The organism is Pseudomonas sp. nanlin1 (assembly GCF_045571515.1).
In the GTDB taxonomy this organism is placed as follows: domain Bacteria; phylum Pseudomonadota; class Gammaproteobacteria; order Pseudomonadales; family Pseudomonadaceae; genus Aquipseudomonas.
Map to the genome: position 1 here is coordinate 1039020 of NZ_CP124218.1, position 19127 is coordinate 1058146.

General features: G+C 60.5%; 17 protein-coding genes. 11 read left to right on the top strand and 6 right to left on the bottom strand.

The window, feature by feature from the left end; genetic code table 11:
• Positions 1-6: 6 nt before the first annotated feature.
• From gcvH to gap, 5 genes are all read right to left on the bottom strand, one after another.
• Positions 7-384, bottom strand: a complete 378-nt coding sequence (gene gcvH / locus QCL65_RS04875; protein ID WP_407315167.1) for a glycine cleavage system protein GcvH — start codon at positions 382-384, stop codon at positions 7-9.
• A gap of 268 nt (positions 385-652) precedes the next feature.
• Positions 653-2170, bottom strand: coding sequence for a sigma-54-dependent transcriptional regulator (locus tag QCL65_RS04880; RefSeq protein ID WP_407315168.1), 1518 nt, complete (start codon positions 2168-2170; stop codon positions 653-655).
• An 87-nt stretch (positions 2171-2257) separates the two neighbouring features.
• Positions 2258-2656: a YbaN family protein gene (locus tag QCL65_RS04885; protein WP_407316665.1), complete on the bottom strand. Its 399-nt coding sequence runs from the start codon at positions 2654-2656 to the stop codon at positions 2258-2260.
• Between the two features lie 20 nt (positions 2657-2676).
• On the bottom strand, positions 2677-3285 hold the full coding sequence (locus QCL65_RS04890; RefSeq protein WP_407315169.1) for a biliverdin-producing heme oxygenase: 609 nt from the start codon (positions 3283-3285) through the stop codon (positions 2677-2679).
• 238 nt (positions 3286-3523) lie between these two features.
• Positions 3524-4525: a type I glyceraldehyde-3-phosphate dehydrogenase gene (gene gap, locus QCL65_RS04895; RefSeq protein WP_407315170.1), complete on the bottom strand. Its 1002-nt coding sequence runs from the start codon at positions 4523-4525 to the stop codon at positions 3524-3526.
• Between the two features lie 272 nt (positions 4526-4797).
• Between gap and edd the strand changes: the two genes are divergently transcribed.
• The 9 genes from edd to QCL65_RS04940 all read left to right on the top strand — a co-directional run bounded on the left by edd (position 4798) and on the right by QCL65_RS04940 (position 15755).
• Positions 4798-6624, top strand: a complete 1827-nt coding sequence (gene edd, locus QCL65_RS04900; protein WP_407315171.1) for a phosphogluconate dehydratase — start codon at positions 4798-4800, stop codon at positions 6622-6624.
• Entirely contained in the window at positions 6621-7577 is a 957-nt protein-coding gene (locus QCL65_RS04905) for a glucokinase (protein ID WP_407315172.1), read from the top strand. Before edd ends, QCL65_RS04905 begins: the two co-directional genes overlap by 4 nt.
• Before the next feature lie 66 nt (positions 7578-7643).
• Positions 7644-8369 carry a response regulator gene (locus QCL65_RS04910; protein ID WP_407315173.1) on the top strand — a complete coding sequence of 242 codons (726 nt, stop codon included), beginning with the start codon at positions 7644-7646 and terminating at the stop codon, positions 8367-8369.
• Positions 8370-8391: 22 nt separating this feature from the next.
• Positions 8392-9795 (top strand): ATP-binding protein, encoded by a 1404-nt coding sequence (locus QCL65_RS04915; RefSeq protein WP_407316667.1) that lies wholly within the window; start codon positions 8392-8394, stop codon positions 9793-9795.
• 149 nt (positions 9796-9944) lie between these two features.
• Entirely contained in the window at positions 9945-11237 is a 1293-nt protein-coding gene (locus tag QCL65_RS04920) for an ABC transporter substrate-binding protein (RefSeq protein WP_407315174.1), read from the top strand.
• Between the two features lie 126 nt (positions 11238-11363).
• On the top strand, positions 11364-12272 hold the full coding sequence (locus tag QCL65_RS04925) for a carbohydrate ABC transporter permease (RefSeq protein WP_407315175.1): 909 nt from the start codon (positions 11364-11366) through the stop codon (positions 12270-12272).
• On the top strand, positions 12265-13110 hold the full coding sequence (locus tag QCL65_RS04930; protein WP_407315176.1) for a carbohydrate ABC transporter permease: 846 nt from the start codon (positions 12265-12267) through the stop codon (positions 13108-13110). The genes QCL65_RS04925 and QCL65_RS04930 overlap by 8 nt, the downstream gene beginning before the upstream one ends.
• A gap of 4 nt (positions 13111-13114) precedes the next feature.
• Positions 13115-14272: an ABC transporter ATP-binding protein gene (locus QCL65_RS04935; protein ID WP_407315177.1), complete on the top strand. Its 1158-nt coding sequence runs from the start codon at positions 13115-13117 to the stop codon at positions 14270-14272.
• Between the two features lie 121 nt (positions 14273-14393).
• A complete protein-coding gene (locus QCL65_RS04940; protein ID WP_407315178.1) occupies positions 14394-15755 on the top strand; it encodes a carbohydrate porin in 1362 nt (453 codons plus the stop codon).
• Positions 15756-15876: 121 nt separating this feature from the next.
• Here the strand turns inward: QCL65_RS04940 and hexR are convergent, their stop codons facing one another.
• Positions 15877-16737, bottom strand: a complete 861-nt coding sequence (gene hexR / locus QCL65_RS04945; protein WP_407316669.1) for a DNA-binding transcriptional regulator HexR — start codon at positions 16735-16737, stop codon at positions 15877-15879.
• Positions 16738-16948: 211 nt separating this feature from the next.
• On the opposite strand from hexR, the gene zwf reads away from it, so the two are divergent.
• Both zwf and pgl read left to right on the top strand, forming a co-directional pair.
• Positions 16949-18418, top strand: coding sequence for a glucose-6-phosphate dehydrogenase (gene zwf, locus QCL65_RS04950; protein ID WP_407315179.1), 1470 nt, complete (start codon positions 16949-16951; stop codon positions 18416-18418).
• Complete coding sequence (gene pgl, locus QCL65_RS04955; RefSeq protein WP_407315180.1) at positions 18405-19118, top strand: 6-phosphogluconolactonase; 714 nt, start codon at positions 18405-18407, stop codon at positions 19116-19118. The genes zwf and pgl overlap by 14 nt, the downstream gene beginning before the upstream one ends.
• The last annotated feature ends 9 nt before the right edge of the window (positions 19119-19127 follow it).

A 19127-nucleotide genomic window follows, 5' to 3' on the forward strand; every position in this document is an offset into this window, starting at 1 on the left:
AATTCCTCAGCCCTGGGCCGCGATCAGGTTGTCGTAGGCCTGCTGGTCGAGCAGGGTGTCGAGTTGCTTGTGGTCGGCTGGCGTGAAACGGAAAAACCAGCCCGCGCCGAGGGCATCTTCGTTAACCAGCTCGGGAGATTCGTTCAGTTGGGCGTTCACTTCGACCACTTCACCGTCCAACGGCATGTTGATGCTGCTGGCGGCCTTGACTGACTCTAGCACTGATACTTCGGCATCTCGCTGATAGGGGAGCAGTTCGGGCAACTGTACGAACACCACATCACCCAGCGCGTTCTGGGCAAAGGGGGTGATGCCAACGGTTACGCTGCCATCGGCTTCGGCGCGCAGCCATTCGTGTTCAGGGGTAAAACGCAACTCGCTCATGCATCATCCTCAAAGCCAATCATTCGCGCGCTCAAGGCGCCGCGTGTTTGAGGTGTACCTAGCAAGTTCACTGCCAAGTGAGCGGACGGCAGCGGGCTGGGGGCTGTGTCGCAATTGGGCTAAAGCGTGTCGTAAAGAAACCGCTACAGGTTATGTGAACTGTGCAGCGGTGTGCCTGTTTCAAGCCCATTAAACAGGCATTCCATCGGATGTATCGAAACCTTTACGCTGTAACGGTTTGCGTACGATTGTCGCGTAACCTCTGCGCCTAGGGCTCTAAATGCTTAGCGGGTATGCCGTATTTGCGCAGGCGGTTAGCGATCGCGGTATGGGAGGTTTGCAGTCGATTAGCCAGTTGGCGGCTGGAGGGATAGCGCGGGTAGAGTTTCTCCAAGAGGGTCCTTTCGAAGTCATCCACGGCCTGTTCCAGGCTATCGACTTCGGCATCGTTCTGCCGAGCGACGGCGGTCCCAGCGATGTCCAGGTCACCGATGTCGACCACATTACTGTCACAGATCGCTGCGGCCCGGAAAATCACGTTTTGTAATTGCCGCACGTTGCCTGGCCAGCGATTGCCCAGTAGAGCGGGGTAGGTGCCCGGCACCAGCCGGCAAACCGGGCGCTGAATCTGCGTACACGCTTGCTGCATAAAATAGCGGGCCAGCAGCAGGATGTCCTGGCCGCGTTCGCGCAGTGGCGGCACCTCCAGGTTAAGCACGTTCAAGCGATAGAACAGGTCTTCACGAAACGCCCCCTCGGCGACCATTTTCTCCAGGTTACGGTGGGTCGCACTGAGAATGCGCACGTTGACCTTCACTTCGCGATCGCCGCCGACTCGGCGAAAACTGCCGTCGTTAAGAAAGCGCAGGAGCTTGGCTTGCAGGTAGGGCGACATTTCGCCGATCTCATCGAGAAACACCGTACCTTGGTTGGCCAGCTCCATGAGCCCTGGCTTACCGCCGCGCTGCGCCCCGGTGAAGGCCCCTGGGGCATAGCCGAACAGCTCGCTTTCGGCCAGGTTTTCCGGCAGCGCGGCGCAGTTCAGGGCCAGGAATGGCGCGCTATGGCGGGCGCTGATGGCGTGGCAGGCGCGCGCCACCAACTCTTTGCCGGTGCCGGTCTCGCCCTGGATAAGCAGCGGCGCATCCAGCGCGGCGACCCGTTGCGCTCGCGCTTTCAGCGCGCGGATAGCAGGGGAGTCGCCGAGCAGGGAATCGAACCCTTCGGCATGGTCGTGGTGCAAGGCGGCCAGGCGCTCGCCGATCCGATTGGGCGGGTAGAGGGTCAGCAGTGCACCGGCGTCGGTGATGGGGGTGGCATCGAGTAGCAAGGTCGCGCCGTTCAGGGTGACTTCCCGCAAGGGCAGGCGAAAGCCGTGCTCCAGCAGGGCACCGAGCAACTCGCTATCGGCGAACAATTGCGCGACCGATTGCCCGGCCGGGTCGCGGCCATACAAGCCGATCAAGGCCGGGTTGGCCAGCAGCACGTCGCCGGCGCTGTCCAGGGCCAGTACGGGGTCGGTCATGGCGGCGAGCAAGGCATCGAGTTGCAGGTGGCGGCGCTGCCCGGGCAGGATATCCACCACCGTTACGGCTTCGACGCCACGCACGTTGAACAAGGCGCCACGCAATTCTTGCAGAACCTCGGCACTGAGGGTCGGCGCATCGATGTAGACGTTCGGCGGTACCATTTCGACCGCGTCGAGGTTCAGATGGCGCGCCCCGAGCAAGGCCAGGACTTCCTGGGTGATACCGACACGGTCTATGAAACTGACATGAATGCGCATGGTGAGCGTAGGAATAATGGGCGGACAGGGCGCGCAGTATGCCTTGCCGGGGTGCGGCCTGTCAGTTTGCGCGCAGTTGAGCCGGGCTTAGCGACGGGGCGATTCAGGGCGCGACCAGATCCACAGGTTGACCACCACCATCAAACCAATCGCGGTGTAGATAGGCCAGTAATGCTTGAGGGTCAGCCACATGACCACCGAGCACAGCAGCATGCTCACGGTCGCGCTGACTTTCGCTTTGCGGGTGATGACCTTGCCGTTGCGCCAATTGCGGATGATCGGCCCAAACAAACGGTGATTTTCCAGCCAAGCGCTCAGGCGCGGCGAACTGCGCGTGGCGGCCCAGGCAGCGAGCAAAATGAACTCGGTGGTGGGCAGCCCAGGGATGACGATAGCGATCAAGCCGATCGCCAGGCTCACGTACGCAAGCGCGCCATAGAGGCAGCGCGAAAGTTTCGAGCGAACGATGGGCGGCGGCGTGTCCATGGGCTCCGGGGTGTCTTGCTTCAAGCCTTTACTGGCTCCGGCTGGTCGGCATAGGTATGGCGTAATAAAACATGAATGCGCGCGAAGGCTGCATTGGCGGCAAGGTCGGCTTCGGTTTCTTCGGCTGCGCTGAACGGCAGGGCGTCGAAGGTTTCGTTGAAGGCTTTCCAGGTTCGGCCGCGGCCCCCTTCGGGTTCTGCCAGGTGGCGGGCGCCGAACGTTTCGCTTAGGCCTAGCGCCTGTGCGCGTTTGATCAAAATGGCGGCGCCCAGTTTAGAGCCTTCCGAGACGCGAATCCAGGTCAGGGCGGTGGCGCGGCTAGGCTTTTGCAGGGCTCCAGGGACGGGCGTTGGCAACGCCAGGCCGAGGTCTTGCAGGTCGGCGCGGGCCGCGTCGGCACGGCAGCGGGTGGGCAGGTCGGGAAACAGCGCACACAGCTGCGGGTCGGTGTACAGCCCTTGCAGTTCTGACTGGAACAGGTACTGCATCTGCAAAAAGCGCCCGTAGCTTTCCAGGCTGTCAAAGGGTGCATGGCCGCCGACGGCGTGCTCGAGTTCGTCATGCAGGGATTGGCTGATGGCACGCAGGCGCGCCGAACGAAGAGGGGGGGTGTGTTCGATAGCAGTCATGGCAAACCCTTGCGAGGCAGTGTTGTATAGAAGACGAACGAGCAGTGGCAAACCATAAGAATGCGCGGCCTGGGTCAGGGTTTCCTTGTCGTACAGTGCCATGTTCAGAGGCTGCGCACCAGATTGCCAGGCAATGTTGCAGCCTGCAGAGGACGTTTTAGCGGTGCAGCGAGGGTGATGGCGAGCGTAGCCGTCAGGCGCGCTGGGCGCTGACGGCTGCGTCGAGAGAGAGGCGAGGCTACTTGGCGTTACAGAGGGCCAGGCAGTTGTCCAGCATGCGGTTGGAGAAACCCCACTCGTTGTCGTACCAGGCCATCACCTTCAGCAATTTGCCATTAGCCTTGGTGTGGTTGGCGTCGAAAATCGACGACAGCGGGTTGTGGTTGAAGTCGCAGGACACCAGCGGCAGCGTGTTGTAACCCAGGATGCTGGAGCCTTCGCTGGCCTGCTTCATCAGCGCGTTGACCTCGTCGGCGCTGGCTTCTCGCGACAGGTTAAGGGTCAGGTCCACCAACGAAACGTTGATCACCGGCACGCGCACTGCCATACCGGTCAGCTTGCCGGCCAGTTCAGGCAGCACCAGGCCCACCGCTTCAGCGGCCCCGGTTTTGCTCGGGATCATCGACTGGGTGGCCGAACGCGCCCGGAACGGGTCGCTGTGGTACATGTCGGTCAGTACCTGGTCGTTGGTGTAGGCGTGAATGGTGGTCATCAGACCCTGCTCGATGCCCAGCTCGCGGTGCAGCACTTGGGCCACCGGGGCCAGGCAGTTAGTGGTGCAGGAGGCGTTGGAAATGATCTGGTGCGACTGACGCAGAATTTCATGGTTGACGCCATACACCACAGTGGCATCGGCGCCCTTGGCAGGCGCTGAGATGATCACTTTGCGAGCGCCAGCGGTGATGTGTGCAGACGCTTTTTCGCGGTCGGTGAACAGGCCTGTGCACTCGAATACCACATCGACGTCGGCCGCTTTCCACGGCAGCTCGGCCGGGTTGCGAATGGCGCTGACGGAAATACGGTCGCCGTTGACGGTCAAACCTTCCTTGTCATGCTCGACAGTGGCGTCGAAGATGCCGTGAACGCTGTCGTACTTGAGCAGGTGCGCGTTCATGGCGCTGTCGCCCAGGTCGTTGATGGCGACGACCTGCAGGTCTCGACGGTAATCTTGGGTATACAGTGCGCGGAGTACGTTACGGCCGATGCGGCCGAAGCCGTTGATTGCGATACGAAGAGTCATTGGCAGTACCTGCTGTCAGATTGTGAGAGGGTCCCCTGTGGGGGCTGGCCAGAATAATGAGTCACAGAATCTGTTTTGTTGTTGGAATTACAAGATTATTCCCATAGAAATAGAAAACAAGCCTTTTTAATGGCAATATTTTGTTCAATCTACAACGAGTGACCGGTACAGCGATTCCTTTCGTGTTAAAAAACGCCTGAATACAGCCTAGGCGCGGATTGCCGAATTGGGAAATCGCTGCAGAGGCCACCCCCATAGCCTGGAGTCTTCACATGCATCCCCGCGTTCTTGAGGTTACCGAACGGCTGACAGCCCGTAGTCGTGCAACGCGCGAGCGTTACTTGCAATTGATTCGTGGCGCGGCCAGCGATGGGCCGATGCGCGGCAAGCTGCAATGCGCCAATTTCGCCCATGGCGTGGCGGGCTGTGGCAGTGAAGACAAGCACAGCCTGCGCATGATGAACGCTGCCAACGTGGCCATCGTGTCGGCCTATAACGACATGCTGTCGGCGCATCAGCCCTACGAACATTACCCGGAGCAGATCCGCCAGGCCCTGCGCGAGATTGGTTCGGTCGGCCAGTTCGCTGGCGGTGTGCCCGCCATGTGTGACGGCGTTACCCAAGGCGAGGCGGGGATGGAGTTGAGCCTGGCCAGCCGCGAGGTGATCGCCATGTCGACGGCCGTGGCGCTGTCGCACAACATGTTCGACGCCGCCTTGATGCTGGGGATTTGTGACAAAATCGTACCGGGCTTGATGATGGGCGCCCTGCGCTTCGGCCATCTGCCGATGATCTTCGTACCGGGCGGGCCCATGCCGTCGGGCATTTCCAACAAGGAAAAAGCCGACGTACGGCAACGTTACGCCGAAGGCAAAGCCAGCCGCGAAGAGCTGCTGGAATCGGAAATGAAGAGCTACCACAGCCCCGGCACTTGCACCTTCTACGGTACCGCCAATACCAACCAGTTACTGATGGAAGTGCTGGGCCTGCACTTGCCCGGCGCGTCGTTCGTCAACCCCTACACGCCCTTGCGCGATGCCCTGACCACCGAGGCCGCGCAGCAGGTGACGCGCCTGACCCGGGCCAATGGCAACTTCACCCCGATCGGCGAGATCGTCGACGAAAAATCCCTGGTCAATTCCATCGTCGCCCTACACGCCACGGGTGGTTCGACCAACCATACCTTGCACATGCCCGCCATCGCCATGGCCGCCGGGATCATCCTGACTTGGCAGGACATGGCCGACCTTTCCGAAGTGGTGCCGACGTTGTCCCACGTCTACCCCAACGGTAAGGCGGACATCAACCACTTCCAGGCCGCAGGCGGGATGTCGTTCCTGATCCGCGAGCTGCTCGAAGCCGGTCTGCTGCACGAGGACGTCAACACCGTGGCCGGCCGCGGCTTGAGCCGGTACACCCAGGAGCCGTTTTTGGTCGACGGCAAGTTGGTCTGGCGCGAAGGCCCGATCGAGAGCCTGGACGAGACCATCCTGCGCCCGGTCGCGCGGCCGTTCTCACCCGAAGGTGGCCTACGGGTGATGGAAGGCAATATTGGCCGGGGCGTCATGAAGGTTTCGGCGGTGGCATTGGAAAACCAGGTGGTCCAAGCCCCGGCGCGGGTCTTTCAAGACCAACAGGAGCTGGCCGACGCGTTCAAGGCCGGCGAGTTGGAGCGCGACTTTGTCGCGGTCATGCGCTTCCAGGGGCCACGCTCCAATGGCATGCCCGAACTGCACAAGATGACCCCATTTCTGGGGGTGTTGCAGGACCGTGGGTTCAAGGTGGCGCTGGTCACCGATGGGCGGATGTCCGGGGCGTCGGGGAAAATCCCGGCGGCCATCCATGTCAGCCCCGAGGCCAGCAGTGGCGGGCCGATTGGCTTGGTCCAAGACGGTGATATCATTCGCGTCGATGGTGTCAAAGGCACCTTGCAGGTGATGGTCAGTGCCGATGAACTGGCCACCCGTACCGCGCCAGCCGGCTTGCTCGGCAACGGTGTAGGTTGCGGCCGCGAATTGTTCGGCTTTATGCGAGCAGCGTTCAGTTCTGCCGAGCAAGGGGCCTGCGCCTTTACTGGTGGGTTGGAGATATTGAAATGAATTTGGCGCTGGTGGGTGATATTGGCGGTACGAATGCGCGTTTTGCCTTGTGGGAAAACGCTGCACTGCATTCGGTAAGGGTCTTTGCCACGGCCGACTACACCAGCCCTGAGCAAGCGATTGCCGTTTACTTGGCCGACCTTAAACTGGGCAAGGGCGATATTAAGTCGGTGTGCCTGGCCGTGGCAGGGCCGGTGAGCGGCGACGAGTTCCGTTTTACCAACAGCCACTGGCGCATCAGCCGCGAAGCATTCTGCAAAACCCTGCAGATCGAACGCTTGCTGTTGATCAACGATTTCACTGCCATGGCCCTGGGCATGACTCGCCTGCAGCCGGGTGAATACCAGAGCGTGTGTGCTGGCCACCCCGAGCCGCTGCGCCCGGCGGTGGTCATAGGCCCCGGCACTGGGCTGGGGGTCGGCACCTTGTTGGACCTTGGCGCTGGGCGTTACATGGCCTTACCAGGGGAGGGTGGGCATGTTGATCTGCCTGTTGGCGACCTGCGCGAAGCTCAGGTACGCCAGCACCTGCAAAACGAAATCGGCCATGTGAGCGCCGAGACCGTGCTCAGCGGTGGCGGCCTGTTGCGCCTTTACCACACCATCTGCGCCCTGGACGGGCATGTGCCCAACCTCAATTCACCCGCCGAAATCACCACCGCCGCCCTGGCCGGTGAGCCCGTGGCCAAAGACGTTATCGAGCAGTTCTGCCGTTTTCTCGGGCGGGTGGCCGGTAACAACGTATTGACCGTCGGCGGCCGTGGCGGGGTGTATATCGTCGGCGGTGTGATTCCGCGCTTTCTTGAGTTGTTCCTGCAAAGCGGCTTTGCCGAAAGCTTTGCCGACAAAGGCTGCATGAGCGAATACTTCAAAGGCATTCCGGTGTGGGTGGTGACCGCCGAGTTCTCTGGCCTACTTGGCGCCGGTGTGGCCTTGCAGCAAGCCCTGGCTTGAGGGTCTAATCGGCGCTAACCGAGCCGGGCATCGACGCCCTCGCCAATAATAAAAAGGGATGCCCCAGTGAGCACTGCTGGCAGATCGATACTGCTGGTCGACGACGACCAGGAAATTCGCGAATTGTTGGACACCTACTTGAGCCGTGCGGGCTTTGTGGTCCGCACCACGGCTGATGGCCGGGACTTTCGCCAGGCACTCAATGCCGAAGAAGTCACCGACCTGGTGATACTCGACGTCATGCTGCCCGATGAAGACGGTTTTAGCCTATGCCGCTGGGTGCGCCAGCACCCTCGCTGGGCGCAGGTGCCCATCATCATGTTGACCGCCAGTTCCGATGAAGCCGACCGCGTGATCGGCCTGGAGCTGGGCGCCGATGACTACCTGGGCAAGCCTTTCAGCCCGCGCGAATTGCAGGCGCGCATCAAGGCGCTACTGCGCCGCGCTCAGTTCGCCCACGAGCGCGGCGCCAGCGAAGTGTTGGCGTTCGATGAATGGCGGCTGGATACCGTCAGCCATCGCCTGTTTCACACCGACGGTGAAGAGGTATTTCTTTCGGGCGCCGATTTTGCCCTGCTCAAGCTTTTTCTCGACCACCCGCAACAAATCCTCGACCGCGATACCATCGGCAATGCCACCCGCGGTCGTGAACCCATGCCCCTGGACCGTATCGTCGATATGGCCGTCAGCCGTTTGCGCCAACGCTTGCGCGATACCGAAAAACCCTCTCGGCTGATTCGCACCGTGCGCGGCAGCGGCTACCTGTTGGCGGCCAGTGTTGCGCCTGTTTAAACCGCGTTCACTGCTGGGGCGCATGCTCCTGCTCACTCTGCTTGCCGTGCTGCTGGCGCAAAGTTTGTCGAGCATCATCTGGCTGTCGCAGCTGCGCGCCAGCCAGTTGGAAGGCCTGGTCACCAGCGCTCGCAGCCTGGCCCACTCCATGGCGGCAAGTGTCAGCTATTTTCGCTCGCTACCCTTGGCCTATCGGCCACTGGTGCTCGATCAATTGCGCAGTATGGGCGGCACGCGTTTTTTCGTTTCGCTGAACGACAAGCCCCTGGGCATGCAAGTGCTGGAGCCGACGCCACGCAAGTCGGCGGTGATCGAGGCGGTGGCGGATGTGCTGGGAGGGCAGTTGGGCGAGCAGATCGATATCTCCGTGGCCTTTGTCAGCCCGGACGAGCTGCGCATTTTCAACAGCGGGTTGAAGCTTGATGAGCTGCCACGCTCCTGGGCCCACTACGCCTTGACCCTGGAGCCGGTCAACCCGCCGGTGCTGGTGACGCAAATCCGCCTGGCGCCGGGCGAGTGGCTGTACATCGCCTCGCTGATGCCAGAGCCCTACACCAGCCTAGAGGAGCAAGGTCTGCCGGCCCAGCAAGTGTGGTTCATTGTGCTGACCAGTGGTTTTCTGTTGCTGTTCATAGGCCTGCTGGTGCACTGGCAGAGCCGCCCGCTCAAGCGCCTGGCGCGGGCAGCACGCGACCTGTCCCTGGGCGAAGTGGCGCACCAGCCGCCGATGGAAGGCGGCGGTAGCGAAGTGGTTGAGGTGGCGCGCGCCCTGAATGCCATGCGTGAGCGCATCAGCCGCTACCTCACCGAACGCAGCCAGCTGTTCAGCGCCATATCCCATGACCTGCGCACTCCCATCACACGCCTGCGTCTGCGCGCCGAGCTGCTTGAAGACGAAGCCTTGCAAGTGAAGTTCAACCGCGACCTGGACGAACTCGACCTACTGGTCAAAGGCGCGTTGCAGTGCGTGAAAGACACCGACATTCACGAGAACATCGAGCGGGTGGACCTCAACCACCTGCTCGACTGCCTGGTGGAGCCGTACCTCGCCCCCCTGGGCAATGGCCGGGTCACCGTGGCCGGCAGCAGCCGCGCGCCATACCCTGGCAAACCCCTGGCTTTACGCCGCTGCGTGGGCAACCTGATCGACAACGCCCTAAAGTACGGAGAAAAGGCCCACCTGTTGATCGAGGACAACGCGCAAGCGTTCGTGCTGCACGTCGACGACGAAGGCCCCGGCGTGCCAGAGCAGCGCCTGGAAAAAGTCTTCGAACCGCATTTCCGCCTGGCCGGGCAGCAGCAGGGCTACGGCTTGGGCCTGGGCATCGCGCGCAATATCGCCCATAGCCATGGCGGTGAGGTGACTTTGCGCAACCTGCGTGAAGGGGGGTTGCGGGTGACGTTGGTATTGCCGCGGGGTCAGTAGCGCTATCGGGGCTGTGGCTGGGAATGTCACCAACCCGTGACATTTCTCCATCCCTTCGTTACTTCCATTCCCCCACCCTCTGGTTAAACTCCGTGCAGCGCAAGCACCAGACTTGCAGTTGCATAACAACAAAAAAACAAGGATTTCGCATGAATGCCATCACCCGTCTCGCCACTGTCATTTCCCTCGCCACACTGTTCCCCCTGGGCGCTCAAGCCGCCGACCCTAAAGGTACTGTCGAAGTCGTGCACTGGTGGACGTCCGGTGGCGAAAAAGCCGCTGTCGATGTGTTGAAGGCGCAAGTCGAAAAAGACGGTTTTATCTGGAAAGACGGCGCGGTCGCAGGTGGTGGCGGTTCCACTGCCATGACCGTGCTGAAAAGCCGCGCGGTGTCCGGCAACCCGCCCAGCGTTGCCCAGATCAAAGGCCCGGATATCCAAGAGTGGGGCTCTCTGGGGCTGCTGAGCACCGACACCCTGGCCCCTGTGGCCAAGGCTGAGAAGTGGGACAGCCTGCTGTCGAAGAAAGTCTCGGACACGGTCAAATACGAAGGCGAGTACGTGGCTGTGCCGGTGAACATCCACCGGGTCAACTGGCTGTGGATCAACCCTGAAGTTTTCAAGAAAGCCGGTATTGATAAAGCGCCCACCACCCTTGAAGAGTTCTACGCCGCTGGCGACAAACTCAAGGCCGCAGGCTTTATCGCCCTGGCCCATGGTGGCCAGCCGTGGCAGGACAGCACGGTGTTCGAAGACGTCGTACTTTCGGTGATGGGGGCTGACGGCTACAAAAAAGCCTTGGTCGACCTCGATCAAAAGACTCTGACCGGCCCGGAAATGGTCAAAACCCTGACCGAATTGAAAAAGCTCGCCACCTACATGGACGCCAATCGCGCCGGGCGTGACTGGAACGTTGCCGCTGCCGATGTGATCAACGGCAAGGCCGGTATGCAGATGATGGGCGACTGGGCCAAGAGTGAATGGACCGCAGCCAAGAAGATCGCGGGCAAGGACTACCAGTGCGTGCCATTCCCGGGCACCGATAAGGCCTTTACCTACAACATCGACTCCCTGGCGGTGTTCCAGCTCAAGGCCGAAAAAGAAGGGGATATCGCTGCCCAACAAGACCTGGCCAAGGTCGCGCTGGGGGAAAATTTCCAGAAAGTGTTCAGCATCAATAAAGGCTCGATCCCGGTGCGTACCGACATGTTGAACGACATGGAAAAACTCGGTTTCGACGCTTGTGCCCAGACCGCCGCCAAGGACTTCCTGGCCGACGAGAAGACCGGTGGCTTGCAGCCAAGCATGGCCCATAACATGGCGACCACCCTGGCGGTGCAAGGGGCGTTTTTCGATGTGGTAACCAACTACATCAACGACCCTAAAGCCGACCCGGCAGACACCGCGAAGAAGCTCGGGGCTGCAGTCAAGTCTGCGCAATAACCTTGTAACCGACGCGAGCCTGGCTCGCGTGTTCACCCTGACCCGCCTGCAGCAGCCCTGCTCATACCTTGAGCAGGGCTGGCGGCTGGGCAGGATTCGTTAGTTTCTCCCTGCGGGTTTTTATCGATGAGCTCAGTTGCTGTGATGGGCAAAGCGGCGCCCCTGGATGTGCTGCAACGCTGGCTGCCCAAGCTGGTATTGGCGCCGAGCATGCTGATCGTACTGGTCGGCTTCTACGGCTATATCCTGTGGACCTTGGTGTTGTCGTTCACCACGTCCAGTTTCATGCCCAACTACAAATGGGCCGGGCTGGCGCAGTATGCCCGGTTGATGGACAACGACCGGTGGTGGGTCGCCAGTAAGAACCTGGCGTTGTTCGGTGGCATGTTCATCGGCATCAGCCTGCTGCTTGGGGTGTTCCTGGCAGTGCTGCTGGACCAGCGCATTCGCCGTGAAGGCTTTCTGCGCACGATTTATCTCTACCCCATGGCCCTGTCGATGATTGTCACCGGCACAGCCTGGAAGTGGCTGCTCAACCCGGGCCTGGGCTTGGACAAAATGCTCCGCGACTGGGGCTGGGAAGGGTTTCGCCTGGACTGGCTGGTGGACCAGGACCGTGTGGTCTATTGCCTGGTGATCGCCGCGGTGTGGCAGGCCTCGGGCTTTGTCATGGCGTTGTTTCTGGCGGGCTTGCGCGGGGTCGACCAGTCGATCATTCGCGCGGCCCAGGTGGACGGCGCGAGCCTGCCGACCATCTACCTGAAGATCGTCCTGCCGAGCCTGCGCCCGGTGTTTTTCAGTGCCTTTATGATTCTTGCGCACATCGCGATCAAGAGTTTCGACCTGGTCGCGGCCATGACCGCAGGCGGCCCTGGGTATGCCTCAGACCTGCCGGCGATGTTTATGTACACCTTTACCTTCAGCCGTGGGCAGATGGGCCAGGGTTCGGCCAGCGCCATTCTGATGCTGGGGGCCATTCTGGCGATTCTAGTGCCGTACCTGTATTCCGAACTGCGGGGTAAGCGCCATGAATAACGCATTGCCTAAACCAGGCCTGAGCCTGAGCCGTATTGCTATCTACACCACCTTGCTGGTGGCTGCGGCACTCTACCTGGTGCCGTTGGTGGTGATGCTGCTGACCAGCTTCAAGACGCCAGAAGATATCAACACCGGCAACCTGCTCAGTTGGCCAGACCTATTTACTGTGATCGGTTGGAGCAAAGCCTGGGAGGCGGTAGGTGGCTACTTCTGGAACTCAGTGAAAATCACCGTGCCTGCGGTACTGATCTCCACCTTCATCGGCGCCATGAACGGCTACGTACTGTCGATGTGGCGCTTTCGCGGCTCCCAATTGTTTTTCGGCCTGCTGCTGTTTGGCTGCTTCCTGCCGTTCCAAACCGTATTGCTGCCAGCCTCGTTCACCCTGGGCAAGATGGGCCTGGCCAATACCACCGTCGGCCTGGTACTGGTGCACGTGGTCTACGGCCTGGCCTTTACCACGCTGTTTTTCCGCAACTACTACGTGAGCATTCCTGATGCGCTGGTTAAAGCCGCGCGGCTGGACGGCGCTGGTTTCTTCACCATCTTCAATAAGATCCTGCTGCCCATGTCGATTCCCATCGTCATGGTCTGCCTGATCTGGCAGTTCACTCAGATCTGGAACGACTTCCTGTTCGGCGTGGTGTTCGCCAGTGGCGATGCGCAGCCGATTACCGTGGCGCTCAACAACCTGGTGAACACCAGTACCGGGGCCAAGGAATACAACGTTGACATGGCGGCGGCGATGATCGCCGGGCTGCCAACATTGCTGGTCTATGTACTGGCGGGTAAGTATTTTCTGCGCGGCCTGACGGCTGGCGCGGTCAAGGGGTAGAGACATGGCAACGCTCGAATTACGCAACGTCAACAAGACCTACGGCGCTGGTTTGCCGGACACCTTGAAGAACATTGAGCTGAAAATCGATTCCGGTGAGTTTTTGATCCTGGTCGGCCCTTCGGGGTGCGGTAAGTCCACCCTGATGAATTGCATTGCCGGCTTAGAGCAAATCAGCGGAGGCGCGATCCTGGTGGACGGCGCGGACATCAGCCCGATGACCCCCAAAGACCGCGACATCGCCATGGTGTTTCAGAGCTACGCGCTGTACCCCACCATGACGGTTCGCGAGAACATCGCGTTCGGCCTGAAGATCCGCAAAATGGCGCCGGCAGCGATCGACGAGGAAGTCGCGCGGGTGGCCAAGCTGCTGCAAATCGAGCATTTGCTCAAGCGCAAGCCGGGGCAACTCTCCGGTGGTCAGCAGCAGCGGGTCGCCATGGGCCGCGCGTTAGCTCGGCGCCCGAAGATCTACCTGTTCGATGAACCGCTGTCCAACCTCGACGCCAAGCTGCGGGTCGAGATGCGCACCGAAATCAAACTGATGCACCAGCGCCTGCGCACCACCACCGTGTATGTCACCCATGACCAGATCGAGGCGATGACCCTGGGCGACAAGGTGGCGGTGATGAAGGACGGCATCATTCAGCAGTTCGGCACGCCACAACAGATCTATAACGACCCGGCCAACCTGTTCGTGGCCAGCTTCATCGGTTCGCCGCCGATGAACTTCATTCCCCTGCGTTTACAGCGCAAGGACGGCCGCCTGGTGGCGCTGCTGGACAGCGAACAAGGGCAGTGCGAGTTGCTACTGGACACCCGCGATGCCGGTTTGGAGAACCGCGATGTGATCCTGGGCCTGCGCCCGGAGCAGATCGTGCTCGCCGGCCAGGACGCCGGAATGCCAACCGTTTTGGCGCAAGTGCAAGTCACCGAGCCGACCGGCCCCGATACCCTGGTGTTCGTGACCCTTAACCAGACCAAAGTGTGTTGCCGCCGGGCGCCCGACATGGCGCCACAGGTGGGGCAAACCCTCAACCTGCAATTCGACCCGGCCAAGGTCTTGCTGTTCGACGCTGCCAGCGGTGAACGCTTGGGCGTGCAAGCTCAGCCTCTGGCGCCTGCCCAGCCGGAACTGGCCGCGCAATTGAAGAATTACTGAGTGGATAACGGGTGGCCTGTCGCCCGTACGGAGTGCTGTAAAAAATAGGCGCGGCGCCAGGCTTAGCTTTTGCTAAGGCCCTGGAAAGCAGCGCCAATAACAATAAAAGAGGACGCATGGAATGAAGAGCAAAGCAGTGATGAAACCCACCCGCGCCCGGCTGCTAGGTCAGCTGTCGGTACTTGGGGCATTGGGCCTGGCTGGCAGCGCACACGCTGCCGACGCTTTCGATGCCAGCTCACCCTGGATGCTGGGTGACTGGGGCGGTACGCGTACCGAGTTGCTGGAAAAAGGTTACGAGTTTTCCTTCGAGTACGTGGGTGAAGTCGGCAGTAACCTCAAGGGCGGTTACAACGATGACACCACTGCACGCTACAGCGACCAGTTCGCTTTGGGCGTTCAGATGGACCTGGAAAAGATCCTTGGCTGGAACGATGCCGAGTTTAAAGTTGCGGTGACTGAGCGCAGTGGGCGCAATATTTCCAATGACCGCATCGGCGACCCGCGTGCCGGCACCCTCAGTTCTTCCCAAGAAGTGTGGGGCCGTGGGCAGACCTGGCGCCTGACCCAGTTGTGGGTCAAGCAGAAGTACTTCGATGGCGCGTTGGACGTCAAAGTCGGCCGCTACGGCCCCGGCGAAGACTTCAACAGCTTCCCCTGCGACTTCCAGAACCTGGCCTTCTGCGGCTCGCAAGTGGGTAACTGGGCCGGTAGCATCTGGTACAACTGGCCGGTCAGCCAGTGGGCGCTGCGGGTTAAATACAACTTCAATCCTGAACTGTTCGCGCAAGTGGGCGCGTACGAACAGAACCCGTCGAACCTCGAAGTGGGCAACGGTTTCAAACTCAGTGGCAGCGGCACCAAAGGCATGATCCTGCCTGTGGAATTGGTGTGGTCACCCAAGGTCAACTCGCTACCCGGCGAATACCGCGTAGGTTACTACTACAGCACGGCCAGTGCCGATGATGTCTACGAGGGTGCGGATGGGCAGCCCCAGGCTAACTCCGGCGGCGCATTCCGTTCCCGCAGCAGCAAGCATGGTTGGTGGGTCGTGGCGCAGCAGCAGGTCACCGCTCACAACGGCGACGTCAACCGCGGCCTGAGCCTGTTCGCCAACCTCACTGTGCACGATAAAGACACCAACTACGTGGATAACTACCAGCAAGTGGGCGCCGTGTACCGTGGGCCGTTCGACAGCCGGCCCAAGGATGACATCGGTGTGGGTATCGCCCGGATCCACGTCAACGATGACGCGCAGAAGCAGCGCCGCTTGGTCAACGATCTGAACAATGTCGATGACTACGACAACCCAACCTTTTTGCCGATCCAGAACACCGAATACAACGCCGAGGTGTATTACGGTTTCCACGTCACCAACTGGCTGACCGTGCGGCCTAACCTGCAGTACATCAAGCACCCAGGGGGGGTTAGCCAAGTAGACGACGCGATCGTTGCCGGGTTGAAAGTGCAGTCCAAGTTCTGACCCGTATGCAGATGTAAAAGATCGGGGGCTTGCCTCCGATCTTTTGATGTTTTGCCTTTGGGCGTGAAATGCGCCTGTGGGCGTGGAACGTTAAGAGCTCGGGGGCGAGACCCCCTCCTACCTAATCTAGGCCGTCGCCTGCCGGGTAGCGGCTGGCGTTCAAGCTTTCCTTGATCTTGCGCAGGTGTGGCTGGAAATCCACGCCGCGGCGTAAGGTCATGCCCGTGGCCAGTACATCCAGCACGGTCAGTTGGATGATGCGCGAGGTCATCGGCATATAAATATCAGTGTCTTCGGGCAGCGGTATGTTCAGGCTCAGGCTGCTGGCCTTGGCCAGGGGCGAGCCGGCGGCCGTCAAGCCCAGCACCGACGCGCCATTTTCCCGCGCCAGGCGCGCGACTTCGACCAGCTCACGGGTGCGCCCCGTGTAGGAAATAATCACGAACAATTCGCCAGTATGGGCCACCGAAGCCAGCATGCGCTGCATCAGCACGTCAGCGTGGGCCGACACGGCCAGGTTGAAGCGGAAGAATTTGTGCTGAGCATCCAAGGCCACCGGGGCCGAAGCGCCCAGGCCGAAAAAATGGATCTGCCGGGCTTGTATCAGCATGTCCACCGCGCGGCTGACCAGTTGCGGGTCCAACTGTTGGCAGGCACTGTCGAGGGAGGCGATGGCACTGCCGAATATTTTTTGCGTATAGGCGGCCGGGTTATCGTCGGCTTCTACCGCACGGCTCACGTAAGCGGCGCCGCTGGCCAGGCTCTGGGCCAGTTGCAGTTTCAGTTCGGGGTAGCCACCCACGCCAAATGAACGGCAGAATCGGTTGACCGTCGGTTCGCTGACCTTGGCCGCCTGGGCGAGCGCGGCAATACTGAAGCGCGTCGCCTGCTGGGGGTTGAGCAGAATGACTTCGGCCACTTTGCGCTCGGCCTTGTTCAATTCGTCGAGCCGACCCTGGATTTGCTCCAGGAGGTTTCGCACACGATCCATGGTTTTTCCTTGGGTCTGCCACAGCCAGCTAACCTTGTCTGGCAACGCGGTTTTAGGGGTGGCCTATCCTACTGTCGGTAGTTAAGTTGCACCACTCGAATCTGTTTAGAGGGTTGAATGTTGTGGTTATTACTACATTCGGCCTTGAATCGCCCCCTGAAAAAGGGTATTTCTAGTCCATCTTGATAGAAGAACAAACATCATGCCATCAATGACCGCAGAATCCTGCACCTTCGCCCTGTTCGGCGCGTTGGGCGACCTGGCACTGCGCAAGCTGTTCCCGGCCTTGTACCAACTCGATCGCGCCGACCTGCTGCACGTTGACACGCGCATTCTGGCCCTGGCCAGAGAGCTTGGCGACGAACGGCAGCATCTGGCGGCCATCGAGGCCGGTTTGCGTAAGTTCGTGCCTGATGCCCTGCTGGAGGAGGTGCACGTGCAGCGCTTCCTCGCCCGGTTGAGTTATGTCCACGTGGATTTTCTCAAGGCTGAGGACTATGTCGTTCTGGCCGAGAAGGTCGGCGATGCTGAGTTGATGATTGCCTACTTCGCCACCCCGGCGTCGGTGTATGGCTCGATTTGCGAAAACCTCGACAAAGTCGGCCTGACCGCGCGTACCCGGGCGGTCCTGGAAAAGCCCATCGGCCATGACCTTGCGTCCTCGCAACGGGTCAATGATGCGGTGGCGCAGTTCTTCCCGGAAAATCGGGTCTATCGCATCGACCACTATTTGGGCAAAGAGACTGTTCAAAACCTTATTGCCCTGCGCTTCGCCAATAGCCTGTTCGAAACCCAGTGGAACCAGAATTACATCTCCCACGTGGAAATCACCGTGGCAGAAAAAGTCGGCATCGAAGGGCGCTGGGGCTACTTCGACCAGGCCGGGCAATTGCGCGACATGATTCAAAACCATTTGCTGCAGTTGCTTTGCCTGATCGCCATGGACCCTCCGGCCGACCTCTCGGCCGACAGTATCCGCGACGAGAAGGTCAAGGTGCTCAAGGCCCTGGCGCCGTTCTCCGCTGAAGGCCTGACCACCCAAGTGGTGCGCGGCCAATACATCGCCGGCTACAGCGAAGGCCGCCCCGTGCCGGGGTATCTGGAGGAAGAGAACTCCAATACCCAGAGTGATACCGAAACTTTCGTCGCCTTGCGCGCCGACATTCGTAATTGGCGCTGGGCTGGCGTGCCGTTCTACCTGCGCACGGGCAAGCGCATGCCGCAGAAGCTGTCGCAGATCGTTATTCACTTCAAAGAACCGCCGCATTACATCTTCGCTCCGGAGCAGCGCCTGCAGATCAGCAACAAGCTGATCATTCGCCTGCAACCGGATGAGGGCATTTCCCTAAGGGTCATGACCAAAGAGCAGGGCCTGGACAAGGGCATGCAATTGCGCAGCGGGCCACTGCAGTTGAATTTTTCCGACACTTACCGCAGCGCCCGTATCCCGGACGCCTACGAGCGTTTGCTGTTGGAAGTGATGCAAGGCAATCAAAATCTATTCGTGCGTAAAGACGAAATCGAATACGCGTGGAAATGGTGCGACCAATTGATCGCCGGCTGGAAGAAGGCGGGCGATGCGCCCAAGCCTTACGCGGCGGGTTCTTGGGGGCCGATGAGCTCAATTGCACTGATTACTCGCGATGGGAGATCCTGGTATGGCGATATCTGAACTCGAATTACCCAGCGGTGTACGCGCCCACGACTTCGTGAGCCCGCCGCTGTTGGCTGAAGGCCTGAGCACCCAAGTGGCCGAGCAGTTACGCGACGCCATTGAGGCCCGTGGGGTGGCGACCCTGGTGGTGTCTGGCGGGCGTAGCCCCGTAACGTTTTTCCAGTGCCTGGCGCGCCAGCCATTGGATTGGTCGAAGGTGGTGATCACCCTGGCCGACGAACGCTGGGTGCCTGAAGAGCACGTGGACAGCAATGCCGGTCTGCTCAAGCGCTACCTGTTGGTAGGCGCGGTGGCCAAGGCGAAATTCATCAGCTTGTACTGCAGTGCTACCAGCCAGGAAGAGGCGGCCGAACAGGCCGACGCTGCCCTGGCTGAACTGCCCGCGATTGACGTACTGGTATTGGGCATGGGCGACGATGGCCACACCGCTTCGCTGTTCCCGGCCAGCCCCAACCTTACTGAAGCCCTGGCCGCCGACAGTTCGCGCCGTTGTTTGCCCATGATGGCGCCCAGCGTGCCGCACCAGCGCCTGAGCATGAGCCGTGCGCTGCTGGCCAGTGCGCGCTCGCCCATTCTGTCCATCCAGGGCCGGAGCAAGCTGGATACGCTGCGCGCGGCCTTGGCTGGCGATGACTTGGCGGAGATGCCGATTCGCGCATTTCTGCAGACTCCGTTGACGATTTACTGGTGCCCCTGAGCAAGGATT